Raw genomic sequence first — 15,120 nt, 5'->3', positions numbered from 1 at the left:
TTCATGAAATGGACTCTGTTGATTGTTCTGGTTTGTATCCTCATTGCAGGATGTGCGACGACGCCCAAAAACAACTCTGCGGCGGCGGCAGTGGTGCCCGCGGAGTCGGATTCTGTTGAGGCAGGCGACACCGATTTTGCGGAGTTTGATACCTTTGACCAAGAGCTGTCCAGCAAGACCGTCAAGGTGGCCGACCCGCTGGAATCGTGGAATCGCCTGATGTTCAATACCAATGACGTACTGTACTTCTGGGTCCTCAAACCCGTCGGTCAGGGGTATAAGGCGGTCGTGCCGGAGCCGGGACGGATCGGGATTCGCAATGTCTTCCAGAATATCACCACGCCGGTCCGGCTGGTCAATTGCCTGCTGCAGGGCAAGTTTCACTCGGCCGGCAATGAAGTCAACCGCTTTGTCATCAATACCACCTGGGGCGTGCTGGGCATCTGGGATCCGGCCCTGGAAAAAGGGAAAATCGAGCCTGCCGACGAAGACTTTGGGCAAACCCTGGCGGTGTATGGGTTGGGCGATGGATGCTACCTGGTCTGGCCGCTGTTTGGACCATCGACATTACGGGATTCGGCGGGCATGGCCGGGGATTATTTCCTGAATCCGACAGTCTATATCGAAGACTCCAAAGCCAGAGTCGGCGTATCGGCTGTTAATATTATCAACAAAACATCCTTCCGCATCGGCGAGTATGAACAATTTAAGGCCGCCTCATTAGCCCCTTATGTGGCAATGCGGGAAGTGTATATCCAATATCGAAACAAACAGATTCAGGATCAGCCCAAACAACAGCAGGAGGCAACGCCTCCTGTCGGGCAACAGAGTCTTTCATCTAACTGATTTCAAAACACCCGCTGTGATTTATTCCCACTCAATCGTGGCCGGGGGTTTGCTGGAGATATCATAGACGACGCGATTGACGCCGCGGACTTCGTTGATGATGCGGCTGGAGATGCGGGCCAGCGTTTCGTGCGGGATCCGTGAGAAATCGGCGGTCATAAAGTCGGTGGTATCCACGCAACGGATGGCGATGACGTTATCATAAGTGCGTTCGTCGCCCATAACACCGACGGTGCCAACGGGCAGGATGACGGCCAGCGCCTGGCTGATGGAGCGGTAGAGTCCGGCGGCCTTGATTTCTTCAATCAGAATATCATCCGCCTCGCGGAGGACGGCCAGTTTCTTTTCGGTCACTTCACCCAGCACGCGCACAGCCAGACCGGGGCCGGGGAACGGATGCCGCCAGACCATATCTTCGGGCAGGCCGAGGTATTCACCCACAAGGCGGACTTCGTCTTTGAATAAATCCCGCAGCGGCTCAACGAGCTTGAAGCCCAGCTTTTCGGGCAGGCCGCCGACATTGTGATGCAGTTTGATATTGGCCGCCAGGTTGCCGTCTTTGTTGCCGGATTCGATGACATCCGGATAGAGCGTGCCCTGGGCGAGGAATTCGGCGTTTTTGATTTTGGAAGCCTCGGATTTGAAGGCCTCGATGAATTCGGCGCCGATGATTTTGCGTTTTTGCTGGGGGTCGGTAACGCCGGCCAGTTTGGACAGGAATTGTCTGGACCAGTCCACCACGCGCAGGTCAATATGGAAATGGCCGCGGAACATTGTCTCAACGCCCTGCCGCTCGTTTTTACGCAGCAGGCCGTTATCGACAAAGATACAAACCAGTTGATCGCCGATGGCCTTGTGAATCAGGGCCGCAGTGACGGCTGAATCGACCCCGCCGGATAGACCGCAGATGACCGTGGACGAACCGACCTGCTGGCGGATTTTCTGGACGGACTGTTCGACAAAATCGCTCATCTGCCAGTCGCCGGTACAGCCGCAGATGTCATAGAGGAAATTCTTGAGAATTTCAGTGCCGCGCGGCGTATGGGTTACTTCCGGATGGAACTGAACGCCGAAGAATTTGCCGCCTTTGTGCCGGACCGCCGCAAACGGGCAGGTTGCCGTCGTGGCCAGCGGGATAAAATCGCTGGTCAGCTCATTGACCTGGTCGCCATGGCTCATCCAGACGGTTGTATGTTCCGGCAACCCCTTAAACAAGTCGGACGTATCGCTAATCGAGACATTCGTTCGGCCGTATTCGCGGGCATGGGCAGGGCTGACCCGGGCACCGAGAATCTTGCAGCCAATCTGCATCCCGTAGCAGATGCCCAGCACCGGAACACCCAACTGAAAGATTCGCTCATCACAGGTCGGGGCGTTTTCGGCATAGACACTGGCCGGACCGCCGGACAGAATGATGCCCTTGACACCCAATTGGGCCAGCTTTTCAATCTTAACCGACGGCTGGTAAATCTGCGAATAGACCTTGTGTTCGCGGACACGCCGGGCGATAAGCTGACCGTACTGACTGCCGAAATCGATAATAGCAATAACTTCACGTTCTTTGTGCGACATAATTAATCACTCAATATCACAACCACAGATTTCACAGATAACACAGATTGATTAACACATTGTCTTCTGAGAAATCGGTGTAATCGGTGGCCGCTGTTTTAACTGTTAAACGATTCTGAGCCCGAATAATTGGGTGCTTCCTTGGTAATCATAATATCATGCGGGTGCGATTCGCTGACGCCGGCGGGGCTGTTGCGAACAAAACGGGCTTTGGATCGCAGTTCCTCAATCGTGCGGGTCCCGCAGTAGCCCATCCCGGCCCGCAAGCCGCCGACAAGCTGATAGACAAACGTCCCGAGCGTACCGCGATAGGGAACGCGGCCTTCGACGCCTTCGGGAACGAGCTTTTCTTTTTCAGTCGCCTTATCCTGGCCATAGCGGTCGGCAGACCCCTGGACCATGGCACCCAGCGAGCCCATGCCGCGGTATTCCTTGAACTGGCGGCCTTTATAAATGACTAACTGGCCCGGGCTTTCGGCAAGGCCGGCAAACAGCGAGCCGAGCATCACCGACGAGGCGCCGGCGGCAATGGCTTTGGTAATATCGCCGGAATGACGAATACCACCGTCGGCAATCACGGGGATACCCTGCGGCTGTGCTTCCGAAACCGCATTGAAAATCGCCGTAATCTGCGGCACCCCTACGCCGGAGATAATGCGAGTGGTGCAGATGGCGCCGGGGCCGATACCGACCTTGACCGCATCGACACCAGCGGCAATTAAATCTTTGGCAGCTTCAGCGGTGGCAATATTGCCGGCAATCACGTCAATCTTGAAATTCTTTTTAATCCATTTGACCATGTCGATGACATTCTTTGAATGGCCGTGAGCGGTATCGACCACAATCACATCCACTTCGGCTTCAATCAGGGCCTTGACGCGATCCTGATCCTTGACGCCAACGGCCGCACCAACACGAAGTCGGCCGCGCTGGTCCCGAACCGCCAGCGGATACTGCTGAAACCGGTCGATATCCCGCATGGTAATCAGGCCGGACAACTTGCCGTTGCTGTCCACCAGCAGCAGTTTTTCGACTTTATGTTTCTGCAGAATCCCTTTGGCCTGCTCCAGTGTCGTATCGGACGGACCGGTAATAAGGTTATCTTTGGTCATGACCTCGGCGATTTTGACCTGGTCATCCTTGAGAAATTTCAGGTCGCGGCGAGTCAGGATACCGACCAGCTTGTCTTTGCAAACGATTGGAATCCCGGACACATTCTGTTCTTCCATCACCTTGCGGGCCACGGTTACACACTCATCAGGAGACAGCGTAACCGGGTCCTGAATAACGCCGTTTTCAGACCGCTTGACCTTGATAACCTCACGCTTCTGTGCTTCGACGGACAGGTTTTTATGAATAATGCCGATACCGCCTTCCTGGGCCAGAGCAATCGCCAGGGCCGACTCGGTTACGGTATCCATGGCCGCCGAAATCAGGGGGATATTAATTCGGATATTACGGGTCAGCATTGTGCTGGTATCGGCCTGCGAAGGAACAAAGTCACTGCGGGCCGGTATCAGAAGCACGTCATCAAAAGTGATGCCTTCACCGATAATTTTTCCATTATCCATTGATAGAGTACCTCCACGGACTTTCTAAACATTAATAAAACACGGAGTATATCGCCCCGAATGGACAGGGTCAAACCAAAATCGCAGTTTCGGGGCAGCCAAACAAAAAAGGCCGGGAAAATTCGCCCGGCCTTAGGAAATATACGATTTCATCTTACGATTACTGCCCCGGCTGGACGGGAGCTGGAGCTTCCGGAGCCATGGGAGGATTTGGGGCCATCGGTTTTGGATTTTTCGGATAGAAATACAAGACAAAATCCGCCTTGTCAACATCGATCCCCCAGGCTTTATACTGCAATTTGTCGAGTTCCATTGCCGAGAATTGGTATTCTTCATTGGCTTTTACAGACTTGGTCAGGACATTCTTGCCGGACTTTTTATCTAACAAATGAACCGTGCCATCTTCCGGGGCGACAAATGTGATGTTAAAGCCGCCGCCGACACGATTCGCTTCTTTGGCCTGACCGAAATTGTCCGGTTTGACTTCATTGCCGATAATAATGCACCCGCCCAGCAGGGCCACCGATAACACGGAAATACTTGCTACTAAAACTGCTCTTTTCATTGCTATAATTCCTTGCATTTCAATAATATACAATTTTATCCATCAGTCACGATACAACCAGATGCAACCGATCATCACGGCTATCAAAGCCATCATGACCCATTGTGTCTCCTTGAAAGGTCTGTGTCTGGTTATCTTATATAATTAGACGTAACACAGGCGCTTTCGTTTCAACATTTATTGTTGCTGTTCTTCCACTTGCGGCGGATTGGGGACGAAGTAAAGCACTAATTCGCCACTCACCAGGCTTTGAGCTAATCCCTTGTATTGATCTTCATCAGCATGCGGCAAAGAAAAATCAAAAGTGGATCCTTCATCGACGCTCTGGGTTACAATGAATTTGCCGGATTTCTGATCCACCAGATAGAAAGTTCCATCCTGGGGAGCTTTATACTCAATCAGAAGACCACCCCCTACGCGATACTGTTCTTTGGGCAGTCCATCATGACCGAAAGCCGTCTGATTGGACAAGCTACAACCTGTTACAAACACTATACTTACACACATCACCAACACCATCCATATCGCTTTCATAAGACTCCTTTTTAAGCGTAAAACTGTTTTAACTCTGTATGTTGATACTATTTTGACCATCGCAACATTCGTACAATCGCCAAGACTTATTCGATATCTGCCAGAGGTTTTCCGGAGCCGACCTATCGCGTTATGCCCAGTTCAGAATCACTTTACAGCCGCCGCCAGAACGCAGGGCCTCGAACCCTTTTTCAAATTCAGTATAGTGGAAATGATGTGTAATCAGCGGCGAAATATCCAGCCCCCCCTGAATAAGCATCGTGACTTTATACCATGTTTCGTACATCAGCCGTCCGTAAATACCGGTTAGCGTCAGGCCATTGAAGATCACCGTATTCCAGTCCACCTGCGACGGGGGCAAAATCCCCAGCAGGGCAATCTTGCCGCCGTGAGCCATATTGGCCAGCATATCGTTGAGGGCCTGGGGACTGCCGGACATCTCCATACCCACATCAAAACCTTCTTTCATACCCAACACCTGCTGGGCCTTGGCAAGTGTTTCATTACGGACGTCCACGGTCAGGGTCGCCCCCATTTTTTTGGCCAGTTCCAGCCGGCCTGGGTTCATATCGGTCACGACCACATGACGCGCCCCCACCTGACGAGCAACTCCGGCAGCCATACAGCCAATCGGACCGGCCCCGGTAATCAGGACATCTTCGCCGACCAGATTAAAGGTCAGGGCGGTATGCACGGCATTGCCCAGCGGGTCAAAACAGCTTATCACATCCAGCGGGATCGACTTGTCGCAATACCAGATATTCGTCACCGGCACAGAGATAAATTCGGCAAACGCTCCATCGCGATTAACGCCGATGCCCCGGGGGGAATGGCACAGGTGCCGTCGGCCGGCCAGGCAATTACGACATCGCCCGCAGACCACATGCCCTTCGGCACTGACAATATCGCCAACTTTGAAATCATGCACATTGCTGCCCATCTCAACGATCTCGCCGACAAACTCATGGCCGATGATCATGGGCGTTTTAATCGTGTTCTGGGCCCATTTGTCCCAGTTATATATATGCACATCCGTGCCGCAGATGGCGGTTTTAAGAACCTTAATCAGTACATCATTGATTCCAATCTGCGGGACCGGAACGTCCTGCAGCCACAAGCCTTGTTTGGCTTCCTTCTTGACTAATGCTTTCATCGTCAGTGTCCCTTCGTAGAGGAAATACTAAAGCGGACATCGCTCACCAGGTATTCTCATCGGTTATGCCTGTCCAACATTCAAGCGTCTGGCCCACCCTGACACATCAAAGGCGGTTTTTATTGCAGCTTGAAGAGAACACTGTATATCACCCTAACCCAAAGGTCAAGAAACAAGATTGTTTCATCAGGAAAACCTCTCGATTTTTTCTGTGTTATTTGATATGGTACTGAAAATACGTATAGATGATCACAGTAGAATGTGGAGAGTCCATGCCTGAGTTGATTACCGGCGTTGTTAAAAAGACATTTAAAGGCGGCTTTGCGCTGCGTGATCCGGCTCGTTCGTTTCGGCCGGGCGGACGGGATGTTATCGTCCCTATCGCTGTGGTGCGTCAATACGGCCTTGTCGAAGGCGCAGAAGTCTGCGGCACCACGCGTGCTGACCGGAATCTGGTCCTGCTGGATCACGTGGAAAGCATATGCGGCCTGACAGCTGAGCAATTCAAAGCCCGCACCCCCTATCAGGAACTGACTGCCGTGGCCCCTTATCAGCGGTTTAACCTCGAAAAAAGCGGTGAGCCGGCGATGCGCATCGTGGACCTGATCGCCCCGATGGGCAAAGGCACCCGCGGTCTGATCGTCTCGCCACCCAAGGCCGGCAAGACCACCATGCTGTCGCAACTGGCCAAAGCCATTCTCGCCGATGACCCCAAGGCCCGGGTTATCGTGCTGCTCATCGACGAGCGGCCTGAAGAAGTAACCTACTTCAAGCGCGGCGTCGAAGGGGCAACTGTCGTGGCTTCTTCCATCGACCAGAGCATCGACGAACATATCGATCTGGCGGAAATTCTGCTGGCGTATATCAAAGTCCAGCTTGAATGTGGGCGGGATATTATTGTGCTGGTGGATTCCATCACCCGCATGGGGCGTGCATTCAATCGCAAAGGCTCGGGGACCGGCCGCATCATGTCCGGCGGACTGGAGGCCGGCGTGCTGGAAATCCCCCGCCGTTTTCTGGGTATGGCCCGTAAGATCGAAAATGGGGGCTCTGTCACCATCATCGCTACCGCCCTGATCGATACCGGTTCGCGGATGGACCAGCTTATCTTTGAAGAATTCAAGGGCACCGGCAACAGTGAAGTCATTCTGTCCCGTGAGATGGCCGAGCGGCGAACGTTCCCCGCCATCGATATCCCCGCATCCGGCACACGGATGGACGAAGTACTCTGGGGGCCGGCCAACAGCAAGAAGCTGGCCAACCTCCGTAAAGGATTGTTCAATTACAGACCCATTGAAGCCATGAACACCCTGACTGCCGTCCTGCGCAAATACCCCACCAATGCCGAACTGCTCAAAATCCTGCCAGGCTGACGAGGTTACCCCTTTGAAAAACAATATTCTCCTTGCATTATTTGGCTGATTTGCTTATATAGGAAGGCATGATGCAGCAAATGAATACAATTCATGCCGTACGTATTCAGGGCTTAGCCCTGCTGCTTATCCTGCGCCCCTAAGGCGCAGGATAATAACCCCAATTCTACACACTCAATATCGTTTTATAGTTTCTACTGGAAATTTCATCCGTTTTCGGGCATAATCCGCGTTTTGGTTTGGCCCAATAATATGAGGAGTCCCAAAATATGTCTTTAGACCAGGTATTGATATTCGATACGACTTTACGCGACGGTGAACAGGCGCCAGGCGCTTCGATGTCGATCAGCGAAAAACTGGAGGTTGCCCAGCAGTTGGCACGGCTGGGCGTCCACGTGATCGAGGCGGGTTTTCCTGTATCCTCGCCAGCCCAGTTTGACGCAACCAAGCTGGTTGCCGAACAAATCCAAGGACCAGTGATTTGCGGCCTGGCTCGCGCGAATGAAAAAGATATCGACGCCGCCGGCAAGGCCCTGGCCCCTGCAAAAAAACGTCGTATTCACACGTTTATTGCGACAAGCCCAATCCACATGGAGTATAAACTCAGAAAGACGCCAGACCAAGTCCTGAAAATGGCCGTTGAGGCGGTACGATATGCAAGACAATATACCGACAATATCGAGTTTTCCCCTGAGGATGCCTGTCGCAGTGATTTATCCTTTTTATATGAGATTTTGGCCGCCGTCATCGAAGCCGGCGCGACCACACTGAATATTCCGGACACTGTAGGGTATGTATTGCCCTATGAATACGGCCAGATTATTGCCAAACTCAAAGAAAACGTCAAGGGTATTGAGAAAGCTATCATAAGTACCCACTGCCACAATGACTTAGGAATGGCCTCCGCGAATTCGCTGGCCGGGGTTCGCAACGGTGCCCGACAGGTTGAATGCACAATCAACGGCATCGGCGAGCGGGCAGGCAATGCAGCCATGGAAGAAATCGTGATGGCGATCCATACCCGGCCGGACTTTTTCCCCAACATCACGACCGGAATCAAAACCACTGAGATTTACCGTACCAGCCAGTTGGTATCTCAATTGACGGGTTTCGTCATTCAACCAAACAAAGCCATTGTTGGTAAAAATGCCTTTGCCCACGAATCAGGAATCCACGTGGACGGCATTCTGAAGAAACGTGAAACCTACGAAATTATGACGCCGGAGATGATTGGACTCGAAGGCTCCAAAATGGTTCTCGGCAGACACTCCGGCAGGCACGGCTTTGCCGACCGGTGCAAGCAGTTGGGCTTTAGCCTGACCAAGGAAGAACTGGATGCAGCATATCAGAAATTTGTCGAGATTGCCGATAAGAAAAAAGAGATATTCGACGAAGATATTGCCGCGATTATTAGTGATGAATCGCGCGGTATCGAACAGACCTATCAATTGGAATATCTTCATGTCGCCAGCGGTACAGGAACCCTGCCTACGGCGAGCGTCAAAATCAAGACAAAAGAGGGTGTAAAACTGGCAGTGGCATTGGGGGATGGGCCGGTCGATGCGGCGTATGAAGCTATCCGTCAGGCAACTGGCAAGACCCCCAAACTGGAGAATTACACCATTCGCGCCATCACGGAAGGCAAAGAGGCTCTGGGCGAGGCCAATGTTCGCATCGCCAACGGCAAAGGCCAGGTGTTCATCGGCCGCGGCGTTTCAACGGATATAATCGAAGCCAGTGCCAAGGCCTATGTGGATGCTCTGAATCGTATGGCGGCGGCGGAAACCCTCAAACAGAACGAAACCAAAGTACAATTATAAACGTTCGGAGTTCTTAGTTCGCAGTGCACACACAGAGCCTGTCTAAGAACAATGGGCAGCACACTGAGATTTTCAGGAGTTTTTATGGGAATGACAATAACGGAAAAGATTTTTGCCCGGGCAGGCGGAAAAAGCACGGTTCGGCCCGGCGATCTGGTAAATGCTAAAATCGACATGATTATGTGTCACGATGTGACCACGCCGCCGGCGATTTCCATGCTGAAAGAACATGGCATCGACCGTGTTTTCGACCCCGAAAAAATCGCCGTCACGCCGGACCACTTTCAGCCGGCCAAGGACATCAAGAGCGCTGAGCTGCACAAACGGCTGGATACCTGGGCCAAAGACAAGGGCATCAAATATTATTACCCGCTGGGCAAGGCGGGGGTTTGCCATGCTCTGCTGCCGGAGCAGGGACATATTCGTCCGGGCGAAGTCATCGTCGGCGGCGATTCGCATACCTGCACATACGGCGCGTTTGCAGCGTTCTCAACAGGTATCGGCTCAACCGACCTGGCGGCATCCATTGCCACAGGGCAACTGTGGTTCAAAGTCCCGGCATCGATGAAATTTATTCTGACCGGCAAACTTCGTCCCGGCGTTTACAGCAAGGATATCATTCTGGAAGTCATTCGGCGGATCGGCACCGACGGGGCCCTGTATCGGGCGATGGAATTTGTCGGCCCGGCCATCAAGACGCTGAGCATGGAAGCCCGGATGACCATTACCAACATGGCCATTGAGGCCGGCGGCAAAAGCGGCATTATCGGCTTCGATGAAATTACCAAAGAATATCTTGACGGACGGCTCAAGGGCAAACAGGACTATACTGTCTATGAATCGGACGCAGACGCCTCCTATATTTATACCGACACGGTGGATTGCTCGTCGCTGGAGCCACTGGTGGCATTCCCGCATCTGCCCAGCAACGGCAAGGTTATTGGCGAATGTGCAGGGCTGGCCATGGATCAGTGTTATATCGGAAGCTGCACCAACGGCCGCATTGAAGACCTGCGTGTCGCAGCGAGCATCCTGAAAGGTCGCCAGGTCAAGATTCGCACCATAATCGTGCCGGCAACCCCGGAAATCTGGAAGCAGGCGATGGATGAAGGCCTGCTGGATATTTTCTATGAAGCCGGCTGCGTCATCAGCGCGCCGACCTGCGGAGCCTGTCTGGGCGGATTTATGGGCATTCTGGCGGCAGGCGAAAAGTGCATCAGTACAACCAACCGCAACTTTGTGGGCCGGATGGGCAGTCCGAAGTCCGAAGTGTATCTGGCCAGTCCGGCGACCGCCGCAGCCAGCGCCGTGGAAGGCAAGTTAGCGGATCCAAGACAGTATTTATAATGTCCAGAGAAGATTAACGGGATTAACACAATTTTACAATGATGTAAATCTCGTCATAAAATAGTCAGGAGAAGTTATGGCAAAAGCACATGTTTATAAACGCGATCATGTCAATACCGACGAAATTATTCCGGCGCGGTATCTGAATACGGACGATGCGGCCGAGCTGGCCAAGCACTGCATGGAGGATCTCGATCCGGATTTTGTCAAGAAATGCAAACCCGGTGATGTCATTGTCTGCGGCGACGACTTCGGCTGCGGTTCCAGCCGCGAGCATGCCGTCTGGTCGATTCAGGGTGCCAAAGTCGGCGCCGTGATTGCCCATTCGTTCGCGCGCATATTTTATCGTAATTGCATCGACTGCGGTTTTTACCCGATTGAGCTGCCGGATGCGGTGAATCACATTCACGATGGCGACGAACTGGACATTGATTACGAAAAGGGAATCATTCATAACAAAACACAGAACAGGACCATTCAGTTCACCCCCCTGCCGGATTTTGCATTGGCCATTATTCGTGATGGCGGACTGCTGGAACATATTAAAAAGCAAAAATAATCGTACCAAGAAAGGATATGACATTTATGAAGACGTATAAAATCGCAATCATCGGCGGCGACGGCACCGGGCCGGAAGTAACCGCCGAAGCAGTCAAGGTCATGGACGCTGCGGCAGCCAAGTTCAGCTTTAAAATCCAGAAAACGGAGTATGATTTCGGCGGTGAACGCTATAAACGCACCGGCGAAGTGTTGCCCGAGGGCGCCATTGAGGAACTGAAAAAGCATGATGCCATTCTGCTGGGTGCCATCGGCCACCCGGATGTCAAGCCCGGGATTCTGGAAAAAGGCCTGCTGCTGGGAATGCGATTTGCGTTGGATCAGTATATCAACCTGCGTCCGGTGCGTCTTCTGCCCGGCGTCGAGTGCCCCATCAAGGATAAAGGTCCCAAAGATATCGATTATGCTGTTATTCGTGAAAACTCCGGCGACATCTACACCGGCTCCGGCGGAATCATGATGAAGGGTACACCGCACGAAGTAGCCACTCAAACGGCAGTCTATAGCCGTCATCAGGTGGATCGCTGCCTGAAATACGCCTTTGAATACGCCCGCAAATACGGCAAAAAAGCCCGCGGCGTCGGCAAGGAAAACACCCTGGCCCTCGTCGGCAAGACCAACGTGCTGACTTACGTCTATGACCTGTGGGAACGGGCCTTCCACGAAATGGGTGAAAAATACTATCCGGATATTCGCCGGGATTATTATCACGTGGATGCGACTTGTATGTGGATGGTCAAAAGCCCTGAATGGTTCGATGTGCTGGTCACCGGCAATCTGTTCGGCGACATCATCACCGACCTGGGCGCCATCACTCAGGGCGGTATGGGTATCGCCGCCGGCGGTAATATCAACCCCGAAGGCGTTTCTATGTTTGAACCCATTGGCGGCAGTGCTCCCAAGTACACCGGCCAAAACGTCATCAACCCGCTGGCCGCAATCTGTGCCATGCAGATGATGCTCGAAACCCTCGGCGAGACCCAGGCCGCTGCCAAAGTGGACCAGGCTGTACGCTTCGTGACTGCCAACAAACTCAAATCTCTGGCGGCTGGTAAAATGGGCTATTCGACCACACAGGTCGGGGATATGGTCGCCCAGCTTGTAGCAGACTAAATTTTCTGTTCCCAATCGATGTGATTAGGCAAGCCTTGATTAAACGGGCTTGCCTTTTTTATTTCAGGAAATTCAGGTCGGGTTTATCGACGAACACTCATTTTTTCAGAATTACTGTAATGCCGTTGAAGGCTTTAGAATCATACTATATAATTGCCGTGAATACGGCGTAAGGAAACGTTGACTTTATTTACAGGAGACTGGTATGAGACGCAAAAGCATCCTAACCACATCGTATTTAATCCTTGGTCTTTTATGTTTATCCGGGCTTGTCTGCGCAGAAAATCTCTTGCGAAACCCTTCGTTTGAAGCCATCCGCGGCACCTCGGTACGCAGCTGGACACAAAATACGTGGGCGGGTACTGCTGAGTTCAGAGTATTCGAAGGCGGACACACCGAAGCCCGCAGCGTCATGATCGAATCCAAAGAGGGTGCGGATGCCGCATGGTCACAGACGGTTTCGGCCAATCCTTTCGGTAAATATCGTCTGACAGGCTGGATCAAAACTGAAAACGTAACCCCCACGACCGGCCAGGGCGTCCAGCTCAATGTCCATGGGATTGACGCAGCTCGCACCAAATCTATTACAGGGACGCAGGACTGGACCCAGGTGGAATGCGAATTCATGGCCGACGGCAACGACTCCCTGCAAATCAATTGCCTGTTTGGCGGCTGGGGGCAGGCTTCGGGCAAAGCCTGGTTTGACGACATCGAACTGACCCTGCTGGAGGTCATTAAGCCGGAGTCCAAAACGGTCAGCATCGACATTCAGATTGATTCCACCAAGACCTTCGAGCCCATTTCCAAATATATCTATGGCCAGTTCATTGAACATCTGGGCCAGTGTATCTATGGCGGCATCTGGGCGGAAATGCTGGAAGACCGCAAGTTTTATTTTCCGGTTCCTGCACCGGGTGATATCTGGCAAATCACCGGCGCTGGAGCTCGTGTCCTGCGGGCCTCACCGTGGAAAATTGCAGGGCCAGACGGCATTGTCGTGATGACCACGGATAATCCGCTGTCAGGCAAGCACAGTCCGCAGATTACTCTGAGCGGAACGCCCGCCGGCATCTATCAGGAAGAACTGGCCTTAGTCCAGGGCAAACACTACACCGGACGGATTGTCATGCGGGGCGAAGGTTCGGTTGGGCCTGTTCAGGTCAGCCTGATCTGGGCCGATGGAGAAAAAGGCCGTCAGACCGTAACACTCAAAAAACCCGGCAAGAATTATCAGACCTATGATTTCGAATTCACTGCCGGAGCCAATGCCAGCAATGCACGTCTTGAAATTATGGGTTCAGGTAACGGCTCCTTTGTCATTGGGGCTGTATCGCTGATGCCCGCCGACAACATCAAAGGTTTCCGCAAGGATACCTTGGAATTGCTCAAACAGCTGAATTCGCCGGTCTATCGCTGGCCGGGCGGCAATTTTGTCAGCGGCTATGACTGGCGCGACGGCCTGGGAGACCGCGACCGCCGACCTACCCGAACCAATCCAGCCTGGACGGGCATTGAAACGAATGATGTTGGGATGCACGAATTCATCGAATTCTGCAGGCTCATTCATACCGAACCGATGATTGCAGTCAATACCGGCTTCGGGGATGCCTATTCCGCCGCAGCGGAAGTTGAATATGCCAACGGCCTGGCGGATACGCCCATGGGCAAGTGGCGGGCTCAAAACGGCAGTCGCGAACCATTCAAGGTCAAGTGGTGGTGCGTCGGCAACGAAATGTGGGGACGCTGGCAGCTGGGTTATATGCAGCTTGAACATTATGTCCTCAAGCATAACTGGGTCGAAGAAATGATGCGTAAGGTGGACCCGACCATCAAGACCGTCGGCTCCGGCGATCTGGGCGGCGGCTGGACAGAAGGCATGCTCAGACACTGCTCTGACCACATGGACCTGATCAGCGAGCACTTCTATTGCCAGAGCCGCGGCGACCTGACGGCGCACGTCAGTTGGATGCCGGAAATGGTCAAGAGCAAAGCCGATGCCCATCGCCGATACCGGGAAACCATCCCCGGCCTGAAAGAAAAAGACATCCGTATCGCTCTGGATGAATGGAACTACTGGTACGGCCCGCATGTCTTTGGGGAACTGGGGACACGGTATTTTATGAAAGACGCACTTGGCATTGCCGCCGGACTGCACGAGTATTTCCGTAACTCGGATATTATTTTTATGGCCAATTATGCCCAGACCGTCAACGTCATCGGCTGCATCAAGACGACCAAGACCGAGGCCTTCCTCGATTCGACAGCCATGCCGCTGATTTTATACCGCCGCGAATTCGGCACCATTCCAGTCCGTGTCAGCGGATGGAACCAGAAGCTGGATGTCTCGGCTGCACTGACCGAAGATCGCAAATACCTGACTATCGGGTTTGTCAATGCCACCTATGATACCTACGAGACCACGCTCAATCTCAAGGGGCTGGCCGTTGCCGGCAAGGCCAAAGGGTGGATTATTACCAATCCCAATGTACTGGCTTACAACGATGCAGGCAAACCATTGGAAGTCAATATTGTGCCGCTGCCGGACACAGACCTGACAGGCAAAATTACAATTCCGCCGGTCAGTAATACGGTATTCAAAGTGCCGGTTCAATAACGGAATTAATCAAGGGTGAAGCCGCAACGCTTCACCCTTTTTTTGTGGATTTGC

At 52.8% G+C, this 15,120-nt stretch carries 12 protein-coding genes; 7 read left to right on the top strand and 5 right to left on the bottom strand.

The features are described 5' to 3' along the window. Positions 1 to 3 precede the first annotated feature (3 nt). Entirely contained in the window at positions 4 to 846 is an 843-nt protein-coding gene (locus ACQ9LF_RS04330) for an MlaA family lipoprotein (RefSeq protein ID WP_462488144.1), read from the top strand. A gap of 21 nt (positions 847 to 867) precedes the next feature. Here ACQ9LF_RS04330 and guaA read toward each other — a convergent pair whose 3' ends face one another. The 5 genes from guaA to tdh form a co-directional block, all read right to left on the bottom strand. Beyond that, entirely contained in the window at positions 868 to 2,418 is a 1,551-nt protein-coding gene (gene guaA, locus ACQ9LF_RS04325) for a glutamine-hydrolyzing GMP synthase (protein ID WP_462488143.1), read from the bottom strand. A 98-nt stretch (positions 2,419 to 2,516) separates the two neighbouring features. After that, positions 2,517 to 3,989 carry an IMP dehydrogenase gene (guaB, locus tag ACQ9LF_RS04320; RefSeq protein ID WP_462488142.1) on the bottom strand — a complete coding sequence of 491 codons (1,473 nt, stop codon included), beginning with the start codon at positions 3,987 to 3,989 and terminating at the stop codon, positions 2,517 to 2,519. Between the two features lie 160 nt (positions 3,990 to 4,149). Beyond that, the gene (locus ACQ9LF_RS04315; protein WP_462488141.1) at positions 4,150 to 4,554 is read right to left on the bottom strand and encodes a hypothetical protein; all 405 of its coding nucleotides are present in this window, start codon (positions 4,552 to 4,554) and stop codon (positions 4,150 to 4,152) included. Positions 4,555 to 4,731: 177 nt separating this feature from the next. Beyond that, on the bottom strand, positions 4,732 to 5,088 hold the full coding sequence (locus ACQ9LF_RS04310; RefSeq protein ID WP_462488140.1) for a hypothetical protein: 357 nt from the start codon (positions 5,086 to 5,088) through the stop codon (positions 4,732 to 4,734). Positions 5,089 to 5,218: 130 nt separating this feature from the next. After that, entirely contained in the window at positions 5,219 to 6,241 is a 1,023-nt protein-coding gene (gene tdh, locus ACQ9LF_RS04305) for an L-threonine 3-dehydrogenase (RefSeq protein ID WP_462488139.1), read from the bottom strand. Positions 6,242 to 6,513: 272 nt separating this feature from the next. Here tdh and rho point away from each other — a divergent pair, with 272 nt between their 5' ends. The 6 genes from rho to ACQ9LF_RS04275 all read left to right on the top strand — a co-directional run bounded on the left by rho (position 6,514) and on the right by ACQ9LF_RS04275 (position 15,066). After that, positions 6,514 to 7,614 (top strand): transcription termination factor Rho, encoded by a 1,101-nt coding sequence (rho, locus tag ACQ9LF_RS04300; RefSeq protein ID WP_462488138.1) that lies wholly within the window; start codon positions 6,514 to 6,516, stop codon positions 7,612 to 7,614. A 269-nt stretch (positions 7,615 to 7,883) separates the two neighbouring features. Continuing rightward, the gene (locus ACQ9LF_RS04295; RefSeq protein WP_462488137.1) at positions 7,884 to 9,434 is read left to right on the top strand and encodes a 2-isopropylmalate synthase; all 1,551 of its coding nucleotides are present in this window, start codon (positions 7,884 to 7,886) and stop codon (positions 9,432 to 9,434) included. 84 nt (positions 9,435 to 9,518) lie between these two features. Further along, positions 9,519 to 10,781, top strand: coding sequence for a 3-isopropylmalate dehydratase large subunit (locus tag ACQ9LF_RS04290; RefSeq protein ID WP_462488136.1), 1,263 nt, complete (start codon positions 9,519 to 9,521; stop codon positions 10,779 to 10,781). A gap of 76 nt (positions 10,782 to 10,857) precedes the next feature. After that, complete coding sequence (locus tag ACQ9LF_RS04285; RefSeq protein ID WP_462488135.1) at positions 10,858 to 11,340, top strand: 3-isopropylmalate dehydratase small subunit; 483 nt, start codon at positions 10,858 to 10,860, stop codon at positions 11,338 to 11,340. A gap of 26 nt (positions 11,341 to 11,366) precedes the next feature. Further along, positions 11,367 to 12,452 carry a 3-isopropylmalate dehydrogenase gene (locus tag ACQ9LF_RS04280; protein ID WP_462488134.1) on the top strand — a complete coding sequence of 362 codons (1,086 nt, stop codon included), beginning with the start codon at positions 11,367 to 11,369 and terminating at the stop codon, positions 12,450 to 12,452. Positions 12,453 to 12,657: 205 nt separating this feature from the next. Further along, positions 12,658 to 15,066 (top strand): alpha-L-arabinofuranosidase C-terminal domain-containing protein, encoded by a 2,409-nt coding sequence (locus ACQ9LF_RS04275; protein ID WP_462488133.1) that lies wholly within the window; start codon positions 12,658 to 12,660, stop codon positions 15,064 to 15,066. The last annotated feature ends 54 nt before the right edge of the window (positions 15,067 to 15,120 follow it).

Origin of the sequence: Anaeroglomus insulsum (assembly GCF_050689095.1) — a bacterium.
Lineage (GTDB): Bacteria > Planctomycetota > Phycisphaerae > Sedimentisphaerales > Anaerohalosphaeraceae > Anaeroglomus > Anaeroglomus insulsum.
Note: the sequence above shows the minus strand (reverse complement) of the source record. Positions and strands in the feature narration are given on the sequence as shown.

Bases quoted from the DNA above. Each gene is read 5' to 3' on its own strand.
- ACQ9LF_RS04280 (WP_462488134.1), top strand. From the start codon at position 11,367: ATGAAGACGTATAAAATCGCAATCATCGGCGGCGACGGCACCGGGCCG.
- guaA (WP_462488143.1), bottom strand. From the start codon at position 2,418: ATGTCGCACAAAGAACGTGAAGTTATTGCTATTATCGATTTCGGCAGT.
- ACQ9LF_RS04295 (WP_462488137.1), top strand. From the start codon at position 7,884: ATGTCTTTAGACCAGGTATTGATATTCGATACGACTTTACGCGACGGT.
- ACQ9LF_RS04315 (WP_462488141.1), bottom strand. From the start codon at position 4,554: ATGAAAAGAGCAGTTTTAGTAGCAAGTATTTCCGTGTTATCGGTGGCC.
- ACQ9LF_RS04290 (WP_462488136.1), top strand. From the start codon at position 9,519: ATGGGAATGACAATAACGGAAAAGATTTTTGCCCGGGCAGGCGGAAAA.
- tdh (WP_462488139.1), bottom strand. From the start codon at position 6,241: ATGAAAGCATTAGTCAAGAAGGAAGCCAAACAAGGCTTGTGGCTGCAG.
- ACQ9LF_RS04310 (WP_462488140.1), bottom strand. From the start codon at position 5,088: ATGAAAGCGATATGGATGGTGTTGGTGATGTGTGTAAGTATAGTGTTT.
- ACQ9LF_RS04330 (WP_462488144.1), top strand. From the start codon at position 4: ATGAAATGGACTCTGTTGATTGTTCTGGTTTGTATCCTCATTGCAGGA.
- rho (WP_462488138.1), top strand. From the start codon at position 6,514: ATGCCTGAGTTGATTACCGGCGTTGTTAAAAAGACATTTAAAGGCGGC.
- ACQ9LF_RS04285 (WP_462488135.1), top strand. From the start codon at position 10,858: ATGGCAAAAGCACATGTTTATAAACGCGATCATGTCAATACCGACGAA.
- ACQ9LF_RS04275 (WP_462488133.1), top strand. From the start codon at position 12,658: ATGAGACGCAAAAGCATCCTAACCACATCGTATTTAATCCTTGGTCTT.
- guaB (WP_462488142.1), bottom strand. From the start codon at position 3,989: ATGGATAATGGAAAAATTATCGGTGAAGGCATCACTTTTGATGACGTG.